18 protein-coding genes and 1 other RNA gene are annotated in these 24,417 nt (G+C 62.5%); 11 read left to right on the forward strand and 8 right to left on the reverse strand.

Features of this window, described 5'->3' with window-relative positions; translation table 11 throughout:
- Nucleotides 1–336: 336 nt before the first annotated feature.
- The 6 genes from HGO40_RS08725 (at nt 337) to ffs (ending at nt 9,942) form a co-directional block, all read left to right on the forward strand.
- Nucleotides 337–996, forward strand: a complete 660-nt coding sequence (locus tag HGO40_RS08725; protein WP_186705262.1) for a GntR family transcriptional regulator — start codon at nt 337–339, stop codon at nt 994–996.
- Between the two features lies 1 nt (nt 997).
- The gene (gene smc, locus HGO40_RS08730; RefSeq protein WP_250962663.1) at nt 998–4,486 is read left to right on the forward strand and encodes a chromosome segregation protein SMC; all 3,489 of its coding nucleotides are present in this window, start codon (nt 998–1,000) and stop codon (nt 4,484–4,486) included.
- A gap of 258 nt (nt 4,487–4,744) precedes the next feature.
- Nucleotides 4,745–5,590, forward strand: a complete 846-nt coding sequence (gene zipA, locus HGO40_RS08735; protein WP_250962664.1) for a cell division protein ZipA — start codon at nt 4,745–4,747, stop codon at nt 5,588–5,590.
- Nucleotides 5,591–5,743: 153 nt separating this feature from the next.
- Entirely contained in the window at nt 5,744–8,101 is a 2,358-nt protein-coding gene (ligA, locus tag HGO40_RS08740; protein WP_250962665.1) for an NAD-dependent DNA ligase LigA, read from the forward strand.
- 233 nt (nt 8,102–8,334) lie between these two features.
- On the forward strand, nt 8,335–9,495 hold the full coding sequence (locus HGO40_RS08745) for a zinc-binding metallopeptidase family protein (RefSeq protein ID WP_250962666.1): 1,161 nt from the start codon (nt 8,335–8,337) through the stop codon (nt 9,493–9,495).
- 350 nt (nt 9,496–9,845) lie between these two features.
- An RNA gene (gene ffs, locus HGO40_RS08750) (signal recognition particle sRNA small type) lies at nt 9,846–9,942 on the forward strand.
- Between the two features lie 184 nt (nt 9,943–10,126).
- Here the strand turns inward: ffs and HGO40_RS08755 are convergent.
- Nucleotides 10,127–10,441 (reverse strand): helix-turn-helix domain-containing protein, encoded by a 315-nt coding sequence (locus HGO40_RS08755; protein ID WP_186705257.1) that lies wholly within the window; start codon nt 10,439–10,441, stop codon nt 10,127–10,129.
- Between the two features lie 337 nt (nt 10,442–10,778).
- Between HGO40_RS08755 and HGO40_RS08760 the strand changes: the two genes are divergently transcribed.
- Nucleotides 10,779–12,527, forward strand: a complete 1,749-nt coding sequence (locus HGO40_RS08760) for a putative bifunctional diguanylate cyclase/phosphodiesterase (protein ID WP_250962667.1) — start codon at nt 10,779–10,781, stop codon at nt 12,525–12,527.
- Here HGO40_RS08760 and HGO40_RS08765 read toward each other — a convergent pair.
- Nucleotides 12,473–13,243, reverse strand: coding sequence for a substrate-binding periplasmic protein (locus tag HGO40_RS08765; RefSeq protein WP_250962668.1), 771 nt, complete (start codon nt 13,241–13,243; stop codon nt 12,473–12,475). The two genes, HGO40_RS08760 and HGO40_RS08765, sit on opposite strands and share 55 nt — an antisense overlap.
- Nucleotides 13,244–13,375: 132 nt before the next feature.
- On the opposite strand from HGO40_RS08765, the gene dnaX reads away from it, so the two are divergent.
- The 4 genes from dnaX (at nt 13,376) to recR (ending at nt 17,800) form a co-directional block, all read left to right on the forward strand.
- Nucleotides 13,376–15,451 (forward strand): DNA polymerase III subunit gamma/tau, encoded by a 2,076-nt coding sequence (dnaX, locus tag HGO40_RS08770; RefSeq protein WP_250962669.1) that lies wholly within the window; start codon nt 13,376–13,378, stop codon nt 15,449–15,451.
- Between the two features lie 64 nt (nt 15,452–15,515).
- Nucleotides 15,516–15,854 carry a YbaB/EbfC family nucleoid-associated protein gene (locus HGO40_RS08775; protein WP_003183512.1) on the forward strand — a complete coding sequence of 113 codons (339 nt, stop codon included), beginning with the start codon at nt 15,516–15,518 and terminating at the stop codon, nt 15,852–15,854.
- A gap of 287 nt (nt 15,855–16,141) precedes the next feature.
- The gene (curA, locus tag HGO40_RS08780) at nt 16,142–17,131 is read left to right on the forward strand and encodes an NADPH-dependent curcumin/dihydrocurcumin reductase (protein WP_250962670.1); all 990 of its coding nucleotides are present in this window, start codon (nt 16,142–16,144) and stop codon (nt 17,129–17,131) included.
- A 66-nt stretch (nt 17,132–17,197) separates the two neighbouring features.
- The gene (recR, locus tag HGO40_RS08785; protein ID WP_250962671.1) at nt 17,198–17,800 is read left to right on the forward strand and encodes a recombination mediator RecR; all 603 of its coding nucleotides are present in this window, start codon (nt 17,198–17,200) and stop codon (nt 17,798–17,800) included.
- 127 nt (nt 17,801–17,927) lie between these two features.
- On the opposite strand, the gene HGO40_RS08790 is transcribed toward recR, so the two are convergent.
- The 6 genes from HGO40_RS08790 to HGO40_RS08815 form a co-directional block, all read right to left on the reverse strand.
- The gene (locus HGO40_RS08790) at nt 17,928–18,476 is read right to left on the reverse strand and encodes an adenine phosphoribosyltransferase (RefSeq protein WP_003183509.1); all 549 of its coding nucleotides are present in this window, start codon (nt 18,474–18,476) and stop codon (nt 17,928–17,930) included.
- Between the two features lie 76 nt (nt 18,477–18,552).
- Nucleotides 18,553–19,287 (reverse strand): fumarate/nitrate reduction transcriptional regulator Fnr, encoded by a 735-nt coding sequence (fnr, locus tag HGO40_RS08795; protein WP_250962672.1) that lies wholly within the window; start codon nt 19,285–19,287, stop codon nt 18,553–18,555.
- 94 nt (nt 19,288–19,381) lie between these two features.
- Nucleotides 19,382–20,764, reverse strand: coding sequence for an oxygen-independent coproporphyrinogen III oxidase (gene hemN / locus HGO40_RS08800; RefSeq protein WP_250962673.1), 1,383 nt, complete (start codon nt 20,762–20,764; stop codon nt 19,382–19,384).
- Between the two features lie 271 nt (nt 20,765–21,035).
- Nucleotides 21,036–21,719 (reverse strand): sulfite exporter TauE/SafE family protein, encoded by a 684-nt coding sequence (locus HGO40_RS08805; protein ID WP_250962674.1) that lies wholly within the window; start codon nt 21,717–21,719, stop codon nt 21,036–21,038.
- Nucleotides 21,712–21,930: a cbb3-type cytochrome oxidase assembly protein CcoS gene (gene ccoS, locus HGO40_RS08810; RefSeq protein ID WP_250962675.1), complete on the reverse strand. Its 219-nt coding sequence runs from the start codon at nt 21,928–21,930 to the stop codon at nt 21,712–21,714. The genes HGO40_RS08805 and ccoS overlap by 8 nt, the downstream gene beginning before the upstream one ends.
- Nucleotides 21,931–21,954: 24 nt before the next feature.
- Nucleotides 21,955–24,405 carry a heavy metal translocating P-type ATPase gene (locus HGO40_RS08815; protein WP_250962676.1) on the reverse strand — a complete coding sequence of 817 codons (2,451 nt, stop codon included), beginning with the start codon at nt 24,403–24,405 and terminating at the stop codon, nt 21,955–21,957.
- Between the last annotated feature and the right edge of the window lie 12 nt (nt 24,406–24,417).

The following is a 24,417-nucleotide window of genomic DNA, read 5'->3' on the forward strand; positions in this document are numbered from 1 at the left end:
TTTATCAGGTCTGACTTTTCGGTCAATGATTTTCTGACTTAAGGGTCAAGAAAATCCATCTGGTCGATGAACAACGCTTTATGGACACGTTGGAACCCTGTGGGAGCCGAGCTTGCTCGCGATGACGGCGGTACATTCAGTATGGATGCAAGCTGACAGACCGCTATCGCGAGCAAGCTCGGCTCCCACAGGTTCTCCCACAGATTCTGTTCCAGGATGAGAGCCCGGTTTTTTTGCTTATATCGTGCCAAAAACCCGCTGCAGGCCCTGCGCCATGACGTACCGAGTGCGCTACACTGCGCCGCTTGTGCAAATCGAAGAGTTTGAAGGACAACCATGACGTTCAAGGCCCCGGACAGCCTCGCCGAGCAAATCGCCCATCACCTCGCCGAACGCATCATTCGCGGCGAAATGAAACCGGGAGAGCGCATCCAGGAGCAGAAGGTCACGCTGGCGCTCAACGTCAGCCGCGGCTCGGTCCGCGAGGCCTTGCTGATCCTGGAGCGACGCCATTTGATCGCGATCCTGCCGCGCCGTGGCGCCCACGTCACCGAACTCACCGAGCACAAGGTGCGCAGCCTCTGCACCCTGATGAGCGAGCTTTACATCCTGCTGGGCAACGCCGTGGCCCATGGCTGGAAAGAACAGGCCGACATGGCGCCGTTCGTCGCGATCCAGCAGCGTCTCAACGACGCCTACGCGCGCCAGGACATCCGCACCTTCGTCGATGAAAGCTTCAGCGTGATGCGCGCCGCCTATCCCTTTGCCAACAATCCGTATTTGCAGGAAACCGTCGAGAACCTGCAACCGGCCATGAGCCGTGCCTATTTCCTGGCCCTGGACCAGCGCAAGGCGGAAATGAGTGAGTTCCTCGACCTGTTCCAGCGCCTGCTCGCCGCGGTGCTGGCCCGTGATTTGCCGCAGATCCGCATCGTGCTCACGGCCTACGCCCAGCGCAGTTGCGACCTGGTGGTTTCTGCCCTGACGGCGGCCTGACGTGCGGCTCAAGTGCATCAAGTTGGCGGGGTTCAAATCCTTCGTCGACCCGACCACGGTGAACTTCCCCAGTAACATGGCGGCGGTGGTCGGGCCCAATGGTTGCGGCAAGTCGAACATCATCGACGCCGTGCGCTGGGTGATGGGCGAAAGCTCGGCCAAGAACCTGCGCGGCGAGTCGATGACCGACGTCATCTTCAACGGCTCCACCAGTCGCAAGCCGGTGAGCCAGGCCAGCATCGAGCTGGTGTTCGATAACTCCGACGGCACCCTGGTGGGCGAGTACGCGGCCTATGCGGAAATCTCCATTCGTCGCAAAGTGACCCGCGACAGCCAGAACAGCTATTTCCTCAACGGCGCCAAGTGCCGTCGCCGGGACATCACCGATATTTTCCTTGGCACCGGCCTGGGCCCGCGCAGCTACTCGATCATCGAGCAGGGGATGATCTCCAAGCTGATCGAGGCCAAGCCCGAAGACCTGCGCAACTTCCTCGAAGAGGCCGCCGGCATTTCCAAATACAAGGAGCGCCGGCGCGAGACCGAAAACCGCATTCGTCGCACCCACGAAAACCTGGCGCGCCTGACCGACCTGCGCGAAGAACTCGAACGCCAGCTCGAACGTCTGCACCGTCAGGCCGAGGCCGCGAAGAAGTACCAGGAATACAAGGGCGAGGAGCGCCAGCTCAAGGCCCAACTGTCGGCTTTGCGCTGGCAGGCGCTGAACGAGCAGGTCGGCCAGCGCGAAGCGATCATTGGCAACCAGGAAATCAGCTTCGAAGCTTTGGTGGCCGAGCAGCGCAACGCTGACGCGGCCATCGAGCGGCTGCGCGACGGCCACCATGACTTGTCCGAGCGCTTCAATCTGGTGCAAGGGCGCTTCTATTCCGTGGGGGGCGACATCGCCCGGGTCGAGCAGAGCATCCAGCATGGTCAGCAGCGGCTGCGGCAGTTGCAGGACGACTTGAAGGAAGCCGAGCGGGCGCGCCTGGAAACCGAATCGCACCTGGGTCATGACCGCACGCTGCTGTTGACCCTCGGCGAAGAGCTGGACAGGCTGACGCCGGAGCAGGAAATCACCAGCGCCGCCGCCGAAGAGGCCGCCGCAGCCCTGGAAGAAGCCGAGCTGACCATGCATGGCTGGCAAGAGCAGTGGGACAGTTTCAACCTGACGTCGGCCGAGCCGCGGCGCCAGGCAGAAGTCCAGCAGTCGCGCATCCTGCAGTTGGAAACCAGCATGGAGCGCCTGGCCGAACGCCAGCGCCGCCTGTCCGAAGAGCGCGCCTTGCTCGCCGCGGATCCGGAAGACGCCGCGATTCTGGAACTGAGCGAGCAACTGGCGACCAGCGAAGCCACCCTCGAAGACCTGCAGGCCAGCGAAGATGCCCAGGTCGAGCGCCTTGAACAACTGCGCCAAGCCTTGCAACTGGCCTTGCAGAACCAGCAACAGGCCCAGGGCGAATTGCAGCGGCTCAATGGGCGGCTGGCCTCGCTGGAGGCCTTGCAGCAAGCGGCGCTGGACCCAGGCACGGGTACGGCTGAATGGCTGCGCGACCAGCAGTTGGCCGAGCGCCCACGACTGGCCGAGGGCCTGAAGGTCGATGCTGGCTGGGAACTGGCGGTGGAAACCGTGCTCGGCGCCGACCTGCAAGCGGTGCTGGTGGATGATTTCGCTGGCTTCGACCTGTCGGGCTTTACTCAAGGCGATCTGCGTCTGCTCAGCCCTGCCGGCGATGGCGTGCGAATTCCCGGCAGCTTGCTCGATAAGGTCGAGGCCCAGGTCGACCTGTCGCCCTGGCTCGGGCAGGTCAAGCCAGTGGACAGCCTTGAGCAGGCCTTGGCCCTGCGTGGACAATTGGCAGCCGGCGAAAGCTTGATCAGTCGTGACGGGTATTGGGTTGGCCGGCATTTTCTGCGGGTGCGCCGGGCCAGCGAAGCCGAGAGCGGCATGCTCGCCCGCGGCCAGGAAATCCAGCGCCTGGGCGCCGAGCGCGAAGAGCGCGAAGCCAGCGTCGAGGCCCTGGAAACCGAATTGCAAAACCTGCGGGCGCAACAGCGTCAACAGGAAAACGGCCGCGAACATCTGCGGCGACTATTGCAGGATGAAGCGCGCCAGCAAGGCGAGCTCAAGGCGCAGTTGTCGGCCGGCAAGGCCAAGGTCGAGCAACTGGCGCTGCGCCGCACCCGCCTGGAAGAAGAAATCGCCGAGCTGGGTGAGCAGCGGGCGTTAGAGCACGAGCAGATCGGCGAAGCGCGCTTGCAATTGCAAGAAGCCCTCGATGCCATGGCGCTGGACACCGAGCAGCGCGAACTGTTGCTGGCCCTGCGTGACAGCTTGCGCGAGCGTCTGGACCGGGTGCGCCAGGAAGCACGCCAGCACAAGGACCACGCCCATCAATTGGCGGTGCGCCTGGGCTCGCTCAGAGCCCAGCACGATTCCACGCGCCAGGCCTTGGAACGGCTGGAAATGCAGTCCGAACGCCTGACCGAAAAACGCGAGCAGTTGAGCCTCAATCTGGAGGAGGGCGAAGCGCCGCTGGAAGAGCTGCGCCTCAAGCTTGAAGAGTTGCTCGACAAGCGCATGAGTGTCGACGAGGAGCTCAAGACCGCGCAAATCGCCTTGGAGGACGCCGACCGTGAACTGCGCGACGCCGAAAAGCGCCGCAGCCAGGCCGAGCAGCAATCGCAACTGATCCGTGGCCAGATGGAACAGCAGCGCATGGAATGGCAAGCCCTGACGGTGCGGCGCAAAGCCTTGCAGGACCAGTTGCTGGAAGACGGCTACGACCTCGACGGCGTGCTCGCTACCCTGGGGGCCGGGGCGAACGAGAAGGACGCCGAGGAGGAGTTGGAGCGCATTGCCCAGCGCATCCAGCGCCTGGGGGCCATCACCCTGGCGGCCATCGACGAGTACCAGCAGCAGGCCGAGCGCAAGCGCTACCTGGACGCTCAGAACGACGACTTGGTGGAGGCGCTGGAGACCCTGGAAAACGTCATCCGCAAGATCGACAAGGAAACCCGCAACCGCTTCAAGGATACCTTTGATCAGATCAACGGCGGTTTGCAGGCCCTTTTTCCAAAAGTTTTCGGTGGCGGCAGCGCCTACTTGGAACTGACGGGCGAAGATTTACTCGATACAGGGGTGACAATCATGGCGCGTCCTCCTGGCAAGAAGAACAGCACCATCCATTTGCTCTCCGGTGGCGAAAAGGCGCTGACCGCGCTGGCCCTGGTCTTTGCCATCTTCAAATTGAACCCGGCGCCGTTCTGCATGCTCGACGAGGTCGACGCGCCACTGGACGACGCCAACGTAGGCCGTTACGCACGGCTGGTGAAAGAAATGTCTGAAACGGTGCAGTTCATCTACATCACCCACAACAAGATCGCCATGGAAATGGCCGATCAGTTGATGGGGGTGACGATGCACGAGCCGGGCTGTTCGCGACTGGTGGCGGTGGATGTGGAGGAGGCCATGGCCATGGTGGATGCCTGAACAACGGCTTGTAGGGCTTCACCTTCGAACGCTGCAGGTATTTTTTACCCCTGGGGCTGATGTTCAATTCACAGATTGGGCACAAGCCTATGCGACAGACGGTGTAAAGTTATCTTTGGTCGTGCTAGTTTAATGTCAATTTTTCGTATGCGTGGGCAAAACGCCATTCAGAACATAGAGTTGGCGCCACGTTTTAAAGCGGTTTGCAAATAGCTAAGCCCCTTATTTTTCAGCATTTTTATAGAGGCACGGGATTACATGGAAATCGGTCTGCGCGAGTGGCTGATCGTCATCGGCATCATTGTCATTGCCGGTATTCTTTTCGACGGCTGGCGTCGCATGCGCGGCGGCAAGGGGAAACTGAAGTTTCGCCTGGATCGCAGCCTGTCGAACCTGCCCGATGAGGATGATAGCGCCGAGCTGCTGGGTCCGCCGCGGGTGCTGGACGCCCACAAGGAGCCGCAGCTGGACGAGCATGACTTGCCGTCGATGAGCGCGCCTGCCCGTGAGCCACGGGAGTCGGGTTCCAAGCGTGGCAAGCGCAACAGCGAGCCGTCCCAGGGTGTTTTGAACCTGAACCTCGACCTGGATGGCGGGCCGAGCTTCAGCAGTCGCGACGGCGACTTCCCGGACGAAAACAAGGCCCCGAGCGCCGACAAGGACCAGGCCCAGGCTGAAGAAGTGCTGGTGATCAGCGTGATCTGCCGCGACCCGGCCGGCTTCAAGGGCCCGGCGTTGCTACAGAACATCCTCGAAAGCGGCCTGCGTTTTGGCGAAATGGACATTTTCCACCGTCACGAAAGCATGGCCGGTAACGGCGAGGTGCTGTTCTCCATGGCCAACGCGGTCAAGCCTGGCGTGTTCGACCTCGACGACATCGATCATTTCAGCACGCCGGCGGTGAGCTTCTTCCTTGGCCTGCCGGGCCCGCGTCATCCCAAGCAGGCATTCGACGTGATGGTGGCCGCCGCTCGCAAATTGTCCCAGGAGCTCAACGGCGAACTGAAGGACGACCAGCGCAGCGTGCTGACCGCCCAGACCATCGAGCACTACCGCCAGCGCATCGTCGAATTCGAGCGCCGGGCGCTGACCCAGAAGCGCTGATCAATGACACAGGCTCTCCCTGACCAGAGAGCTTTTTGTGGCAGGAGAGCTTTTGTGGCGAGGGAGCTTGCTCCCGCCGGGGGCGAAGCCCCCCAAAAGGTTTAAAAAGAATGAGCAGCCCAGGCTGCTCTTTTGCTTTATGAGAGAACACCCATGAACGCCGTCGAAACCCGCATCCTAGAGCTGCGCACCGAGCTGGATCAGCACAACTACCGCTACCACGTCCTCGACGAACCCACCATCCCGGACGCCGAGTACGACCGCCTGTTCCACGAGCTCAAGGCCCTGGAAGAGCAGCACCCTTCACTTGTCACCAGCGATTCCCCGACCCAGCGGGTCGGCAGCGTGGCGCTGTCGGCGTTCAGCCAGGTGCGTCACGAGATCCCGATGCTCAGCCTGGGCAACGCTTTCGACGAAACTACCCTGCGCGAATTCGACCGCCGGGTGACGGAAGGCCTCGACCTGCCCATGGGCGATTTGCTGGGCGGTGGCGCGGCAGTGGAGTACAGCTGCGAACCGAAGCTCGATGGCCTGGCGGTCAGCCTGTTGTACCAGGACGGCATGCTGGTGCGCGGCGCCACCCGCGGTGACGGCACCACGGGCGAGGACATCAGCGTCAACGTACGCACCGTGCGCAACATTCCCCTCAAGTTGCAGGGCAGTGGCTGGCCGCCGCTGCTGGAAGTGCGCGGCGAGGTGTACATGTCCAAGGCCGGCTTCGAGCGCCTCAACGCCACGCAACTGGAGGCGGGCGGCAAGACGTTTGCCAACCCGCGCAACGCGGCGGCCGGCAGCCTGCGTCAGCTTGACTCCAGGATCACGGCCAACCGTCCCCTTGAGTTCTGTTGCTATGGCATTGGCCAGGTGACGGCGGACATCGCCGACACCCATATTGGCAACCTCAAGCAACTCAAGGCGTGGGGCATGCCCATCAGCCGTGAGTTGAAGCTGGCCCACGGCGTCGACGAATGCCTGGATTACTACCGTGACATCGGCGAGCGGCGCAACGCGTTGCCCTATGAGATCGACGGTGTCGTGTTCAAGGTCAACAGCATCGCTTCCCAGCGCGAGCTTGGTTTCCGTGCCCGGGAACCGCGCTGGGCCATTGCCCACAAGTTTCCCGCCACCGAAGAACTCACCGAGTTGCTGGACGTCGAGTTCCAGGTCGGCCGTACCGGCGCGGTGACTCCGGTGGCCCGTCTCAAGCCGGTGAAAGTCGCCGGCGTAACCGTGGCCAACGCGACGTTGCACAACATGGACGAAGTGGCGCGCCTGGGCGTGATGATCGGCGATACGGTGATCATCCGCCGTGCCGGGGACGTGATCCCGCAGGTGGTTCAGGTCGTCACCGAGCGCCGTCCGGAAAACGCCCGCCCGGTGGAAGTGCCCCAGCAATGCCCGGTCTGCGGCTCCCACGTCGAGCGCACGCAGCTGATCAAGCGCAGCAAGGGCCGCGAAACCGTCAGCGAAGGCGCGGTTTACCGCTGCGTCGGTCGCCTGGCCTGTGGCGCGCAGCTCAAGCAGGCGATCATCCATTTCGTCTCGCGTCGGGCCATGGACATCGAAGGCTTGGGCGAGAAGAGCGTCGAGCAACTGGTGGATGAGGGCCTGGTGGGGTCGCCTGCCGACCTGTATGCGCTGACCTTCGAGCAGGTGGTCGACCTGGAAGGCTTCGCCGAACTGTCGAGCAAGAACCTGCTGGCCGCCATCGTCGACAGCAAGCAGCCGAGCCTGGCGCGTTTCATCTATGCCCTGGGCATCCCGGACGTGGGCGAGGAGACCGCCAAGGTCCTGGCCCGCTCCCTCGGTTCGCTGGAGCGTGTGCAGGCGGCGTTGCCCCAAGTGCTCACGTACTTGCCTGATGTCGGCCTGGAAGTCGCCCACGAGATCCACAGCTTCTTCGAAGACCCGCACAACCGCCAGGTGATCAAGGACCTGTTGCGCCATGGTCTGGAGATTCAGGACCAGGGCGAGTTGGGCGCCGAATTCTCCGCCAGTACGACCCTGGGCGGCTTTCTCGACAAGTTGCACATTCCCTCGGTGGGGCCGGGTGGGGCGCAGAAGCTGGCGGACAAGTTCGGCTCGCTCGAAGCGGTCATGAACGCCGACTGGCTGGACATGCGCCAGGCCCTGCCGGAAAAACAGGCCAATGCCGTGCGCGAGTTCTTTGCCATCGCCGCCAACCGTCAGCAGGCCGAAGCGGCGGAGCAGCAGTTGCGCGACTTTGGCATGCACTGGCAGAGCGAGAAGAAGGTCGTCGAAGGCTTGCCCGAGGCGGGGCACACCTGGGTGCTGACCGGTTCGCTGGAACTGATGAGCCGTGACGTCGCCAAGGATAAGTTGGAGAGCCTGGGGGCGAAGGTCGCGGGGTCCGTGTCGGCGAAAACCCACTGCGTGGTCGCCGGGCCGGGTGCTGGTTCGAAGTTGACCAAGGCCAACGAGCTGGGGCTCAAGGTGCTCGACGAACAAGCCTTTGTCGATTTCCTGACACGGCATGGCATCGCCCTCTGAGGGGGGCTAGGCTTTTTGTGGCGAGGGAGCGTGCTCCCGCTGGGTGGCGCAGCCGCCCCAATCGGGGCGACGCAATTCTCCTGGTAGACCCCATGAGCCGGTTTTTGCGACGGCTGCGCCACCCAGCGGGAGCAAGCTCCCTCGCCACGGTTGATCGGCGCTATGACGCAACGCGTTGGAACGATCATGAGCGTAAGGTGATCTAGTCTTGCAGGCTCCAGGGAGAGATCGCCATGTACCGCTTCTTCGAACAGCTGAGCTCACGCATCGCTGCGCCGTTCCTGGGTGATCGGTCACGTAACAGCAAGGTCTGGCCGTGCCGCTGCGGCCAGTCATTGTTCTTTCGCAACAGCCAGTGCCTGGCCTGTCTGGCGGCGCTGGGTTATCAGCCTGAGCGGAGCCGCCTGTCCTCCCTGCAACCCGGTGAGCAACCCGACACCTGGACGCTGGATGCCGATCCGCACGCGGGGCTGTTTCGCCGTTGCGCCAACCTCGACACCCCGGCGGCCTGCAATTGGCTGCTGCCGGACAATGGCCACGATACCCTGTGCATCGCCTGTAGCCTGAATCGCACCATTCCCGACCTGTCGATTCCGGAAAATCCTGAACGTTGGCGCAAGGTCGAGACCGCCAAGCGTCGACTGGTCGCGCAACTGATCACCTTCGGCTTGCCGGTCATCCCGAAAACCGTCAATGAAGACATCGGCCTGGCGTTCGATTTCATCGGCGTCGATCCAGATGGCACGCCGCCGACCACGGGTCACGCCAGCGGATTGATCACCCTCGACATCAAGGAGGCGGACGATGCCCATCGCGAGCATGTGCGCCAGCAGATGCACGAACCGTATCGCACCTTGCTCGGGCATTTTCGCCATGAGGTGGGGCACTACTACTGGGACCGGTTGATTGCCAACAGCCACTGGCTCGAGGCTTTTCGCGAACTGTTCGGCGACGAGCGCGCCAGCTATGCCGACGCCCTGGATCGGCATTACCAGCAAGGTGCGCCGCTGGATTGGCAAAGCCGCTACGTCAGTGCCTACGCCACCATGCACCCATGGGAGGACTGGGCGGAAACCTGGGCCCATTACCTGCACATGATGGACGCGGTGGACACTGCCCTGGGCTTTGGCATGAGTGCTCGGGAGATGGATTTCGACTACCAGCCGTTCCCGCCCGAGACCTTGTACGACGCCGAACATGCAGGCGGCGCGGCTTTCCTTTCGTTCGTCAACGCCTGGATCGAACTGGCCGGCATGCTCAACGAACTGTCCCGCAGCATGGGCCAACCGGACTTCTACCCGTTCGTCGTACCGGCCGCCGTCATTACCAAGCTGCACTTCATCCATCTGGTGATCCAGGAGGAGGGCGGTCGGGCGGATGAGGTGCTGTTGTAGAGGCACAGATCCCCTGTGGGAGCGAGCTTGCTCGCGATAGCGACCGGTCAGCTTGTATCGATGCCGAATGTACCGACGCCTTCGCGAGCAAGCTCGCTCCCACACTGGCTCTCGGCTGTCCACAGCTCCTGCGTCAGGCACAGAACCCCGTGGGAGCGAGCCTGCTCGCGAAAGCGGTGGATCAACTTGCATCCATGCCCGATGTGCCAACGTCATCGCGAGCAAGCTTTGCTCCCATGGCAAGTGCTTGAACGCCTTCAGTTTTTAATCCGACACGAACGGTTGTAACTTCTTGCCAGATAGGTACAATGGCGCGGCTCGCCGTCAGGCGGGCGTCGTTATGGTGACCCCATCGGTCCCCCCGCAACGATTACCCGTGAACCTGGTCAGATCCGGAAGGAAGCAGCCACAGCGGGAACATTGTGTGCCGGGGTGTGGCTGGTGGGGTTGCCTCCATAACGCCCAAGCCTTCGTTCGCAAGGTTTGCCATATTCAAAATTTCTTTTTGTTTCACTGATCGATACTGATCGGTGCTTTCTGCTGTCCAGGTTTTTGCTGGACAGGGCAAGTGAGTGTCAAAGAGAAGCCTGGCCTGTCTCGCATCGACAGGCCAGGCTTCTCTTCCATTGCATCAAGGCTTGGACAAGGCCTGGTCGACCGCCGCAATCAGCTTTCCAAGATCCTTCGGGGTGGCTTTGTGTATGACACCGAACAGGTACGCCCGCTGTTCGTCTTCATCGGTCATGTCGGCAAAAAAAGCCTTCAGTTGCACATCCAGCACATTGGCAAGCAGGAACAAGGCTTCGACGCTGGGGGTGTAGGTGCCGGTTTCGAAGCGGCTGATGGTTTTAGGGTCAAAACCGGTTTTTTCGCCTAGTTCAGCCTGAGTAAGCCCCGCTACTTTGCGGTAGCGTCTGATGGCCGGACCCAAACTTGAAATTTGCATCGCTTAATTCCCATTTAGAATCAAGAACTTAACGATAGATTTTCGCTTTAGGCAACCGCGTGATCCATCACCTTGCTTTGCAAAGTGTGATGTGTTTCGTAGAATCGGCCTTTGGCACGGGTATTTGGTGACCCGCTTTGCGAAGCCGAGGGGTGTGCAAAGACCGGGCCTTGTGTTTCTTGCCACGATACAAGGCAAGGGCTGAGCCCTCCCTGGGCGCCGCCAGGGCCCGCGCTCCAGCTTCCTCAAAGTGTTTGAGCCTAGTTGATTTTCGCCTGTCTTGAAGGCGGTGCAACCGCGCGCGACAAATGAGCCTGACTCATGGATGACTGCTTCGATGGATAAGAAGTACCGCAGGGCCGTTGACGCCGCCGCGATTTTTTCCGAGACCGATCTGAGCGGGCGCATCACTTACGTCAACGATCAATTTTGCAGCCTTTTTGGTTACCGGCGCGATGAGTTGCTGGGCGCGAACCATCGCCTACTCAATTCCGCTCAGCACCCCGGCGAGTTCTTCAGCGCCATGTGGCGCACCATTGCCTTGGGGCAGGTCTGGAAAGGGGAAATCTGCAACCGGGCCAAGGACGGCACGCTGCATTGGGTCGACACCACCCTGGTGCCGGTGATCGACGATGAAACCGGGCAAATCGAGCGCTACCTGGCGATTCGCTTCGACGTCAGTGAAAAGCGTCGCTTGCTGCATTCGCTGCAATGGCGGGTCGGTCACGATGTGCTGACCGGACTGCCCAATCGCACTTATCTGTCGGACCTGCTGGACCAGGCCCTGGAATTTTCCCGCACGGAGAACCTGCCCCTGGCGGTGTGCATGCTCGATCTCGATGGTTTCAAGGCCGTCAACGACGGCTATGGTCATGCCAGCGGTGATCGGCTGTTGGTGGAGGTTGCCAGGCGCCTGCGCAGCATCGTGCGTGGCGAGGACGTGGTGGCGCGGCTGGGCGGGGACGAGTTCGTGCTGGTGCTGCGCCATGTGCGTGGAATGGAAGAACTGCATGCCGCGTTGAACCGGGTGTTGATCGCCGTCTCCATGCCGTATGGCATTGATGGCAAGGACATCAAGGTCTTCGCCAGTATTGGCGTCACGCTGTTCCCGTGGGACAACGAAGACGCCGAGACCCTGCTGCGTCACGCCGATCAGGCGATGTATGTGGTCAAGCAAAGTGGGCGCAATCGTTTCCACTTGTTCGATGTGTCCCGGGACAAGGAGGTGCGGGCCACTTACCAGACCGTCGAACGGGTCCGCCAGGCACTGGCCGATAACGAGCTGCGGCTGCATTTCCAGCCCAAGGTCAACATGCGCCATGGCACCGTGGTCGGCCTGGAGGCGTTGCTGCGCTGGAAGCATCCGCAACGTGGCCTGGTGCCGCCTCGGGAGTTCCTGCCCTTGGTGGAGGAGACTGACCTGATCGTCGAGATCGGCGAGTGGGTCATGGAACAGGTCTTGACCCAGTTGCAGCAATGGCAGCAAGTGGGGCAAGGCTGGCCAGTGAGCATCAATATCTCGGCACGGCATTTCCAGCGGGCGGATTTTGTCGAGCGGCTGCGGCAGGTGTTGGAGCGGCACCCGGCGGTGCCGCCACGGCTGTTGGACCTGCAGATTGTCGAGTCCGTCGCCGTGGAGCACCTGGCCCACGTCAGCGCCTGCCTCCAGGCATGCCAGGCGCTGGGCGTGGGGTGTTCCCTGGGTGGTTTTGGCACGGGCTACTGCTCGCTCACCGACCTCAAGCACCTGCGCACGCAAACCATCAAGATCGACAAGACCTTTGTCCGCGACATCCTCGATGACCGCGACGACCTGGCACTGACTGAAGCGGTGATCGGCCTGGCCCGGGCCTTTGGTCGCGAGGTGGTCGCCGAGGGGCTGGACAGCCTGGAGCACGGCCAACTGCTGCTGAGCCTGGGCTGCGAGGTGGCACAAGGTTATTTCATCGCCCGGCCCATGCCGCCCGAACAGATACCCGACTGGGTTCAGGGGTTCATTCCGCCGTCCCAATGGCAACAGCGGCCCGGCGATCAGGGCGAAGGCACCTCGCTCCTGCCCCGCGATGTTTCACTGCGGCCGGTGTAAAGCTGGATGATCGCGTCGATTTCCCCGGACGTTTTCATGTTCAGCAATGTCCTCAGAATGCGTTGTGCGGGAATGTCCGGATCGTTGCGCACGTAACAGCTCAACTGCTGTTCCTGCAGGACAGTCACCTCATGGAGCTGGCGATCAGCGGCATGCCGTTGATTGAACCAGTCCAGCGCCCATTGGTTGGTGACCCCATAGCGATAACGCCCGGCCAGCAGTTTCGCCAGCACTTGTTCCTGGCTACGGGCATCGTCGCGGTGCAGTTGACCGGTGTCGAACAAGGGTTGCAGGGTCGGGTAGCTATAGCCGAGCACGGTGCCGATGGCTTGGTGCGAAAGCGTTGCTGGCGTGACCGTCGCCGGTGCGCTGGTCGGGGCGACGAGCAGGTCGCGCTGGAAAAACAACGGGATGCTCCACAGATAATCGCCATTGTCCTTCACCCAGTCAGGGCTGACATAGCAACGTATATCGATTTCGCCGTGTTTCATGGCAGCGTCGAGCCGGGCGCGGGACAGGACGTGGAATTGCGCCGGCCTTCCCACTTGGGTCGCCAGGCTGGTCATGATATCGGGAAGGATGCCCTGGATCGGGCGGCCTCGTTCGATCTGTACCATGGGCATTGCCCAGCCGTCGGTAATGGCGAAACGCAAAGGGACTTCTTCGGCGAAACAACCGGTACCCAACAACAGCAAAGCCCCCATGGCTGAGCGCATAAACTCTCCCTGACTGTGTAAAACTGCGTCGACAACCCAAGCTTAGTCAGATTAGACGAGCACACCGGATGCAATTTCGCCCCTGCTCCGCTAGCATTAGCCGCTTATGTTCCTTCGTTGCGACGGTTTTCGATGAGTTATCAGGTTCTTGCACGTAAATGGCGTCCGCGCTCGTTCCGCGAAATGGTCGGCCAGACCCATGTGCTCAAGGCTCTGATCAATGCCTTGGACAGCCAGCGGTTGCACCATGCCTACCTGTTCACCGGGACCCGGGGCGTGGGCAAGACCACCATCGCGCGGATCATCGCCAAGTGCCTGAACTGTGAAACCGGCATCACCTCGACGCCTTGCGGCGAGTGTTCGGTCTGCCGGGAAATCGATGAGGGCCGCTTCGTCGACCTGATCGAGATCGACGCCGCCAGCCGCACCAAGGTCGAGGACACCCGCGAACTGCTCGACAACGTGCAGTACGCCCCGAGCCGTGGGCGCTTCAAGGTCTACCTGATCGACGAAGTGCACATGCTCTCCAGCCATTCCTTCAATGCGCTGCTCAAGACCCTTGAAGAACCGCCGCCCTACGTCAAGTTCATCCTGGCGACCACCGATCCGCAGAAACTTCCTGCAACGATTCTGTCGCGGTGCTTGCAGTTCTCCCTGAAGAACATGACGCCGGAAAGGGTGGTCGAGCACCTGACCCACGTATTGGGTGTCGAGAACGTCCCGTTCGAAGACGATGCGCTGTGGCTGCTGGGCCGCGCCGCCGATGGTTCGATGCGTGACGCCATGAGCCTGACTGACCAGGCCATTGCCTTCGGTGAAGGCAAGGTCATGGCCGCCGATGTCCGGGCCATGCTCGGCACCCTCGACCATGGCCAGGTCTATGACGTCTTGCATGCGCTGATCGAAGGCGATGCCAAGGCGCTGCTCGAGGCGGTGCGTCACCTGGCCGAGCAGGGCCCGGACTGGAATGGCGTGCTCTCGGAAATCCTCAACGTGCTGCACCGTGTCGCCATCGCCCAGGCCCTGCCTGAAGGCGTCGACAACGGCCACGGTGACCGTGACCGCGTACTGGCCCTGGCCCAGGCGCTGCCGGCCGAAGACGTGCAGTTCTATTACCAGATGGGCCTGATCGGCCGGCGCGATCTGCCCCTGGCGCCGGATCCGCGCGGCGGCTTCGAAATGGTCCTGTTGCGAATGCTGGCGTTCCGGCCAGCCGACACGGCGGATGCGCCGAGGCAAGCGCTAAAGCCAGTGGGGATCAGCCAAGCCACAGCTGATTCCGCCAAGCCAGTGGCTGCCGCGCCTGTCGTTGCGCCGGCAGTGGCTTCGGCTCCGGCCGCAGTGGTGCCTGTCGCCCAGCCGATGCCGGCGCCTGTTGTCGCGACGCCTGAGCCGGAACCCGAACCGGTCGTCGAGGCGCTGCCCGAGCCCGTTGTTGAAGAAGTCATCGACCTGCCGTGGAACGACCCGGTCGAGCCGGAAGTTGTCCAGCAGCCGGTCGTCGAGCCCGTATTGGAAACCGTTGCCGAGCAGCCTGAGTTGCCGCCAATGCCGCTGCCAACGCCCGACAGCGTGGTGCCCGATGCGCCAGAGTGGGTGGCCGCGCCGGTGCCCGAGCCGACGGTGGCCGATGTCGATGTCGCCACGCCGGGCATCGACCTGGACGACGAGCCGCCGCTGGACGAGGACTACATCGAGCCGGACATGGATTCGGCCTATAGCTATCTGGATGACCTGGCCAGCGAGCACGCCGCTGAACCGGCCCCGGAGCCCGAGCCCGAACCGGCGGCGATGCCAGCCACAGGCCTGGCGCTGCAATGGCTGGAACTGTTCCCTAAATTGCCGATCAGCGGCATGACCGGCAGCATCGCCGCCAACTGCACGCTGATGGCCGTGGAAGGCGACCACTGGCTGCTGCACCTGGATCCGGCACACAGTGCACTGTTCAACGCGACCCAGCAGCGTCGCCTCAACGATGCGCTGAACCAGTACCACCAGCGTAACCTGACGTTGACCATCGAGCTGATCAAGCCCGAGCAGGAGACCCCGGCCCAGGCCGCGTCCCGCCGTCGTGCCGACCGTCAGCGCGAAGCCGAGGAGTCGATCCACGGCGATCCATTCATCCAACAGATGATGCAACAGTTCGGCGCCGTGGTCCGTCACGATACTATCGAACCTGTCGAGGCCCCGGTCACCCAGGGCTCATAACTGAAGGCGCCGGGCCGAACGGGCCGGGCGCGTTGTTTATCCAAGTACTTTCGAGGTGATTCCCATGATGAAAGGTGGCATGGCCGGCCTGATGAAGCAGGCGCAGCAGATGCAGGAAAAGATGGCCAAGATGCAGGAAGAACTGGCCAACGCCGAAGTCACCGGCAAGTCCGGCGGCGACATGGTGACCGTGGTCATGACCGGTCGCCATGACATCAAGCGCGTCAGCATCGACCCAAGCGTGGTCGAAGGCCTGAGCGAAGACGACAAGGAAATGCTCGAAGCCCTGTTCGCCGCCGCCGTCAATGACGCGGTGCGCAAGATCGAAGCCAACAGCCAGGACAAGATGTCCGGCATGACGGCAGGCATGCAATTGCCGCCGGGCATGAAACTGCCGTTCTGATTCGCCATCCCGGTCGGGATGGGCTACACACAATGCCAGGCATCGCGCCTGGCATTTTTGTTTCTGGTCCAAATACTTCGGTGGATGTCAGGCCGCTATCGCGAGCAAGCTCGCTCCCACAGGGTTCATGAGTGAGCACAAATCTTGTATTCACCACAGTCCACTGTGGGAGCGAGCTTGCTCGCGATGCGGTCACTGCGGTCCAACCGAACAAACATCGAACGCCGCCCCCTCGGCAATGGTCTGCTTCCTATACGTGTCCGCTCAACGAACAAGGAGACGCCTCCATGTCATCGATTTCCAACCAGCGCATTGTCCTGGCCTCCCGTCCCCAAGGTGCGCCCACCCCTGAAAATTTTCGTCTTGAACATGTGACACTGCCGGATCTGGCAGAGGGACAGATCCTGCTCAAGACGTTGTTCCTGTCCTTGGACCCCTACATGCGCGGGCGCATGAGTGATGCGCCTTCCTACGCTGCTCCGGTGGAAATCGATGAGGTGATGACCGGCGGCGCTGTCAGCCGCGTGGAGCGTTCGACGCACCCGAAATTCCATGAGGGCGATTTGGTGGTTGGCGCTACGGGTTGGCAAACCCACAGCATCAGTGACGGGCGCAACGTGATGCCCATTCCTTCCGGGCTACCCAGTCCGTCGATGGCCCTGGGGGTGTTGGGCATGCCGGGCCTGACCGCCTACATGGGGCTGATGGACATTGGCCAGCCCAAGGCCGGGGAAACCCTGGTGGTCGCGGCAGCCTCGGGTGCCGTGGGCTCGGTGGTCGGCCAGGTGGCAAAAATCATGGGCCTGCGGGTGGTCGACGAGCTGGGCTTTGATGCCTGTGTCGATCACAAGAGCGCCAATTTTGCCGAGGAATTGGCGCGGGCCTGTGACAAGGGCATCGACATTTATTACGAAAACGTCGGCGGCAAGGTCTTCGATGCCGTCGTGCCGTTGCTCAACGCCAAGGCACGAATCCCGCTTTGTGGCCTGATCGCGGCCTATAACGATCATCAGGCGCCGAGTGGTCCGGATCGTTTGCCGCAACTGCAGCGCACCTTGCTGACCAAGCGCGTGCGGATCCAGGGGTTTATTGTGTTTGACGACTACGGTGACCGTCAGCCGGAGTTCGTCAGTGCCATGGCGCCTTGGGTGCGCGATGGCAAGGTCAAGTTCCGCGAGGACGTGGTCGACGGCCTGGAAAATGCGCCACAGGCGTTTATCGGCCTGTTGGAAGGGCGCAACTTCGGCAAGTTGGTGGTGCGGGTCGCGCAGGATTGAGTATTTGACGCTAATCGGAGGCGCGGGTATAAACCGCGTCTCGTTGTTATGTCGGACATTTCCTCCATGAGCTTCAGCCCTTTGATTCGCCAACTGATCGATGCCCTGCGAACGTTGCCGGGTGTAGGTCAGAAAACTGCCCCGCGCATGGCGTTGCAATTGCTTGAGCGTGATCGCAGCGGCGGTTCACGCCTGGCCCAGGCCCTGAGCCAAGCCATGGAGGGCGTAGGGCATTGCCGTTTATGCCGCACCCTCACCGAAGACGACCTCTGCCCGCAATGTGCCGACCCGCGTCGCGACGACAGCCTGCTCTGCGTGGGGGAGGGGCCGATGGATGTGTATGCGGTGGAGCAGACCGGTTTCCGTGGCCGTTATTTCGTGCTCAAGGGCCATTTGTCTCCGCTCGATGGCTTGGGGCCTGAAGCCATTGGCATCCCACAGTTGATCGCGCGGATCGAAGAGGCGGGCACGTTCACGGAAGTCATCCTCGCCACGAATCCGACGGTCGAAGGCGAAGCCACCGCCCACTACATCGCCCAATTGCTGAGCAACAAAGGCTTGGTCGCCTCCCGTATCGCCCACGGCGTGCCGCTGGGTGGGGAGCTGGAATTGGTGGACGGCGGGACGCTGGCGCATTCGTTTGCGGGGCGTAAGCCGATCGCCTTGTAACAGCCACAACATATAACCCCTGTGGGAGCGAGCTTGCTCGCGATAACAGTGTGTCAGCCAGCATAGATATTGGCTGATCCATCGCTATCGCGAGCAAGCTCGCTCCCACAGGAGGCTTACTCGACCATTATTTCTCGCTAAGGGAAAACTGCGTCAGGCAGAACGTCGGGATCCCCATGTCTTCCAGACGCTGGGAGCCGAGCAGTTCCGGCAGGTCAATGATCGCCGCGGCTTCGTGGACTTTGGCGCCCATGCGGCGGATCAGGTTGGCGGCGGCGATCAGCGTGCCGCCGGTGGCGATCAGGTCATCGAACATCACCACTGAATCACCTTCGCACAGGCTGTCGGCGTGCACTTCAAGGAAGGCTTCACCGTATTCGGTCTGGTAACCCTCGGCCAGCACGTCGGCCGGCAGCTTGCCTTGTTTGCGGAACAACACCAGTGGCTTGTTCAACTGATAGGCCAGGATCGAGCCGATCAGGAAGCCGCGAGCATCCATTGCGCCAATGTGAGTGAACTCAGCCTCGACATAGCGGTGGGCAAAGCTGTCCATGACCAGGCGCAGGGCGGTCGGGGATTGGAACAGTGGGGTAATGTCGCGAAAGATCACGCCGGGCTTGGGGAAGTCGATCACGGGGCGGATCAGGGATTTGATGTCGAAGGAGTCAAAGACCATCGTCGAGGTGTCCTGGCAGGGCTGCAAACGCGGCAGTATAGCGCGGCGAGGCCAATCCCTCAGCCGCGCAGGTTCATCAGCCGTCGATCGAGCCGCCAGCCAGGGCGCAGAGCTGGATCGGGTCGAGAATGTGAATTTCCTTGCCTTCGGCGGCAATCAGCTCGTTCTGCTGGAAACGCGTGAATACCCGGGACACGGTTTCCACCGCCAGGCCCAGGTAGTTGCCGATTTCGTTGCGCGACATGCTCAGGCGGAACTGGTTGGCCGAGAACCCGCGGGCGCGGAAGCGTGCCGAGAGGTTGACCAGGAACGTGGCGATCCGCTCGTCGGCGGTTTTTTTCGAGAGCAGCAACATCATCTGCTGATCGTCACGGATTTCCCGGCTCATGACTCGCATCAACTGGCGACGCAGTTGCGGCAGCTGTATGGCCAGCTCGTCCAGGCGATCGAAGGGGATTTCGCACACCGAGGTGGTTTCCAGCGCCTGGGCCGAGACCGGATGGGTCTCGGTGTCCATGCCCGACAGGCCCACCAGTTCGCTGGGCAAGTGGAAACCGGTGAGCTGTTCTTCGCCGCCGTCGCTCAAGTTGAAGGTTTTCAAGGCGCCCGAGCGCACGGCATAGACGGAATCGAACGCGTCGCCCTGGCGAAACAGGAATTCACCTTTTTTCAACGGGCGGCCTCGTTTGACGATGTCGTCCAGCGCGTCCATGTCCTCCAGATTCAACGAAAGTGGAAGGCAGAGGGGGGCCAGGCTGCAATCCTTGCAATGGGCCTGGGTGTGGGCGCGCAGTTTGACTGGCTCGGACATTTCTTAAATCCTTGTGGGAAATCACACATAAGGCGTAAGGGTACCCCAGAGCAGACGCTCCGGCCAGTGCGGTTGACTCGTCAAATTGTCGCGCTCAAATGACCCGGGAGAAACGTTGGCGATTGTGCTGTTCCAAATAGGCATCGAACACCATGCACACGGATCGCACCAGCAGGCGCCCAGCAGGTAATACCCGGATGTGGGTGTCATCCAACTCGATCAGCCCATCCTCGGCCATGGCCTGCAATTGCGGCCACAGCGGCGCGAAGTAACCGCGAAAATCGACATTGAAACGGTGCTCTATGTCCGCGAACGCCAGGTGGAAATGGCAGATCAATTGCTGGATCACCGCACGTCGCAACCGATCGTCGGCCGTGCAGGTCAGTCCTCGACTGGTTGCCAGTTGCCCGTCGGCGAGGGTGTTCTGGTAATGGTTCAGGTCACTGCTGTTCTGGCAGTACAGGTCGCCGATCTGGCTGATGGCGGACACGCCGAGGCCGATCAGGTCGCAATGGCCATGGGTGGTGTAGCCCTGGAAATTGCGCTGCAACGTGGCCTCTTCCTGAGCGATGGCCAGCTCGTCGTCGGGCAGGGCGAAGTGGTCCATGCCGACGTAGCGGTAGCCGGCGGCGGTCAACTGTTCGATGGTGCCTTGCAGCATCGCCAGCTTCTGCTCCGGGTTTGGCAAGTCCTGGCTGTTGATGCGCCGCTGCGGCATGAAGCGTTCCGGCAGGTGGGCGTAGTTGAACACCGAGAGGCGGTCCGGTTGCAAGTGGATCACTTCTTCGACGGTGCGGGCGAAATTGTCCGGAGTCTGCTTGGGCAGCCCGTAGATCAGGTCGATGTTGATCGAACGGAACTGCAAGGTCCGGGCAGCCTCGACCACCGCGCGGGGTTCTTCCAGGCTTTGCAGGCGATTGACGGCGCGTTGCACGGCCGGGTCCAGGTCTTGCAGGCCGATGCTGACCCGATTGAAACCCAGTTCACGCAACAAGCCCATGGTCGACCATTCGGCTTCCCGGGGATCGATCTCGATGCTGTAGTCGCCGGATTCGTCGTCCAGCAGGTTCAGGTGCTTGCGCAACGAGGCCATCAATTGCCGCAGTTCGTCATGGCTGAGGAACGTCGGGGGGCCGCCGCCAAAGTGCAATTGTTCGACGCGCTGGGTCGGGTCCAGGTGGCAGCCGATCAGCTGGACTTCCTGGTCCAGGCGTTGGAGGTAGGCGGGGGCGCGGCCCCGGTCCTTGGTAATGACCTTGTTGCAGGCGCAGTAGTAGCAAATGTTTGCGCAGAACGGTACGTGCACATACAGCGACAGCGGCCGCCGGGCCTTGCGGCTGTCACGCAGGGCATGGAGCAGGTCGAAGGTGCCCACCTGGCCGCCGAACTGCGCCGCAATCGGGTATGAGGTGTAGCGTGGTCCCGCCAGGTCGTAGCGGCGGATCAGGTCTGAGTCCCAACGGATGGCGTCGAGCATGCGGGTGTTCCCCGGATAGGCTGGCATGGGGCGAGTCTAGGGGGCTGTGGGCGAGGCTGTTTTGATTTGCGTCAACGGCGCATCGGAGCTGTCGATGATGTTAGTCCAGACAACTCAAAAACCGTGGCGAGGGAGCTTGCTCCCGCTCGGCTGCGCAGCAGTCGCAATATCAGCTAATGCGTTCTACCTGAGGAGTGTTGGGGCCTGCTTCGCAGGCCAGCGGGAGCAAGCTCCCTCGCCACAGGGTTTTGAGTTGTCTGGACTGACATCATCAATGCCCCATGAGCCAATGCTGATGCGGCCCCGGCAGTGTCCAGAGGCCAAAGACCATCACCAACAACCCGCCGGTCATCCGCACGCTGCGTTTGCGCAACAGGGCGGTGATGCGCTCGGCGGCCAGGCCGGTGGCGAGCAGCACCGGCCAGGTGCCCAGGCCGAAGGCAAGCATCAGCAAGGCACTGTCCAAGGCATTGCCCTGGCTGGCGGACCAGAGCAGGGTGCTGTAGACCAGCCCGCACGGCAGCCAGCCCCACAGGGCGCCGAGCAGCAAGGCCCGGGGCAGGCTCGACACCGGCAGCAAGCGGTTGGCGACGGGTTGGATGTGCCGCCACAAGCCACGCCCCACGCTTTCGATGCGGGTCAGGCCGCTCCACCAGCCCGCCAGGTACAGGCCCATGGCGATCAACAGCAAGCCGGCCAGCACCCGCATGATCATCGCGGCCGGGCTGTTGGACACGGCCCATCCCGCCAGGCCGATCAGCAGCCCAGCGGTGGCGTAGCTCAGGATCCGCCCCAGGTTGTACGCCAGCAGTAACCGAAAGCGCCGACTGCGCTGTTCCTTGGGGATCGCCAGGGTGAGGGCGCCCATCAGGCCACCGCACATGCCCAGGCAATGGCCGCCACCGAGCAGGCCAAGAATGACCGCCGATACCAGCAATGGCGCCAGGTCAAGCATGGGGCGGGGCCTTGTCGTCCGGCTTGCGGGCCTCGCCACTGGCTTCGTCCACCGCTGCCTTGTGGTTCGGGTCCTGGGCGTCGAACAGAATGCTGTGGGCCGGACCGTCGAGATCGTCGTACTGGCCGCTGTCCACGGCCCAGAAAAAAATGTACACGGCGATGGCCACGATCAGCAGCGCGGCCGGAATCATCACGTAGAGAGCTGGCATGTCGGAACTCCATGTCCGCGCGGCTCAGGCCGGCAGCGGACGGGTATCGGGCGTGGCGGCGAACACCTGCGCCTTCGGTTGGCGGGTCAGCCTCAAGGCATTCAACACCACGGTCAACGAACTGATGGACATGCCGACCGCGGCCCACACCGGCGTAATCCAGCCGAGGGCGGCGAACGGCAACATGAGGCCATTGTACAGCCCTGCCCACACCAGGTTCTCGACGATCACCCGGCGCGTGCGTCGGGCCAGGGCGAAGGCGTGGACCAGGGCGTCGAGGCGGTTGGACAGCAGCACGGCGTCGGCACTGGTCTTGGCCAGGTCGGTGGCCGAGCCCATGGCGACACTGATGTCCGCCGCCGCCAGGACCGGCACATCGTTCACGCCATCGCCGAGCATCAACACCTTGCGGCCTTGTTGGTGTAGCTGCTGCAACACCGCCAGCTTGTCGTCTGGACGCAGGCCGCCGCGGGCCTCATCGATGCCCAGCTCGGCCGCGACACTGGCGACCATCGGTGAGCTGTCGCCCGACAGCAGCAGCGTTCGCCAGCCTCGTGCCTTGCAGGCCGCCAACAGGGCCGGGGCATCGACGCGCAAGCGGTCATCGAGGACGAACCAGGCCAGCGGCCCGATCTCATCGCCCAGCAACAGCCATTGCCCGGCTTCCTCCGGCATTTGCGGTACGGGGGCGTCACTCAGCTCGCAGACAAAACCGGGCTGGCCGATGCGCAGGCGCTGTTCCGCCACTTGGCCTTCCAGCCCCAGCCCCGGGGTGCTGTGCACCTGCTCGGCGGCCAACGGCGCGCGGCCAAACGCCCGGGCGATGGGGTGTTCCGAGCGGTTTTCCAAGGCCGCGGCCAAGCCCAGGCACTGATCGCTGTCGAGGCCCGCCAGTGGCCGAATGGCGCGCAAGGCCAAGCGGCCTTCGGTGAGGGTGCCGGTCTTGTCGAAAATCACCGTGTCGATCTGATTCAGGCCCTCCAGCACATGGCCGCGCGTCAGCAGCAGGCCAAGTTTGTGCAAGGTGCCGGTGGCCGCAGTCAGGGCGGTCGGCGTGGCGAGGGACAACGCGCAGGGGCAGGTAGCGACCAGCATCGCCAGGACGATCCAGAAGGCCCGCGAGGCGTCCAGTTGCCACCACAGCAAGCCGATGGCCGCAGCCGCGACCAGGGAGAACAACAGGAACCATTGGGCGGCGCGATCGGCGATTTCCGCCAGTCGCGGTTTTTCGGCCTGGGCCCGCTCCAGCAGACGCACGATGGCCGACAGCCGGGTGTCTTGCCCGAGGGCCAGCACTTCGACGGTCAAGGCGCCTTCGACATTCAGCGTGCCCGCGGTGACCGCATCGCCCACTTGCCGAGGCTGTGGCAGGTATTCACCGGTCAGCAGCGATTCGTCGATGCTGGATTGACCCTCAAGGATCTTGCCATCGGCCGGCAGGACCGCCCCGGGATGTACCAGCACCCGGTCGCCGGTGCGCAATTCGTTGAGCAGGATACGTTCGCTCTGGCCGTCATCCGCCAGGCGCAGGCACGAGGCCGGCAACAGATTGACCAGCTGGGCGGTGGCGGCCGCCGTGCGCTCCCGGGCCCGGCGCTCCAGGTAACGGCCGGCCAGCAGGAACAGGGCGAACATGCCCACGGCATCGAAGTACAACTCGCCGACGCCGGTGATCGATGTCCAGATACCCGCTATGTAGGCGCTGCCGATGGCCAGGGACACCGAAACGTCCATGGTCAGGTGGCGGGTGCGCAGGTCGCGCATGGCACCTTTGAAGAACGGCGCACAGCTGTAGAAGACGATGGGCGTGGTGAGAAACAGGGCGACCCAGCGCAGGATGGTGTGCATCTCCGGGCTCAGGTCGATGTTGAATTCCGGCCAGGTGGCCATGGTCGCCATCATCGCCTGGAACCACAACAGGCCGGCCACGCCCAATTGGCGCAGGGCCAGGCGGTTTTGTGCGGCGAGTTGTTCACAGGCCTGGTCGGCCTGGTACGGGTGCGCTACGTAGCCGATCTGGCGCAATTCGGCGAGCAGCGTGCTCAGCGGCAATTGGGCATCGGCCCAGCGCACATGCAGGCGATGGTTGGACAGGTTCAACCGCGCCTCGGCCACGGCCGGCAGGCTGCGCAGCTGTTTTTCGATCAACCAGCCGCAGGCGGCGCAACTGATGCCTTCCATCAACAGGGTGGTTTCGGCCAGTTCGCCTTCATGGCGCACGAATGATTGCTGTACGTCAGGGCGATCGTACAGCGCCAGTTCATCGGTCAACTGGACGGGCAAGGTTTCAGGATTGGCCGATGCTTCACTGCGATGCTGGTAATAACTTTCCAGGCCGCCGGCGACAATGGCTTCGGCCACCGCCTGGCAGCCCGGGCAGCACAGCTCGCGGGTTTCACCGAGGACAACGGCGGTGAAGCGACTGCCGGGGGGAACGGGCAGGGCGCAGTGGTAGCAGGGCTGTGGAGTGGTCATGGGTATCGCATG

Origin of the sequence: Pseudomonas sp. CG7 (genome assembly GCF_023701885.1) — a bacterium.
Taxonomy (GTDB): Bacteria; Pseudomonadota; Gammaproteobacteria; order Pseudomonadales; family Pseudomonadaceae; genus Aquipseudomonas; species Aquipseudomonas zanjanensis.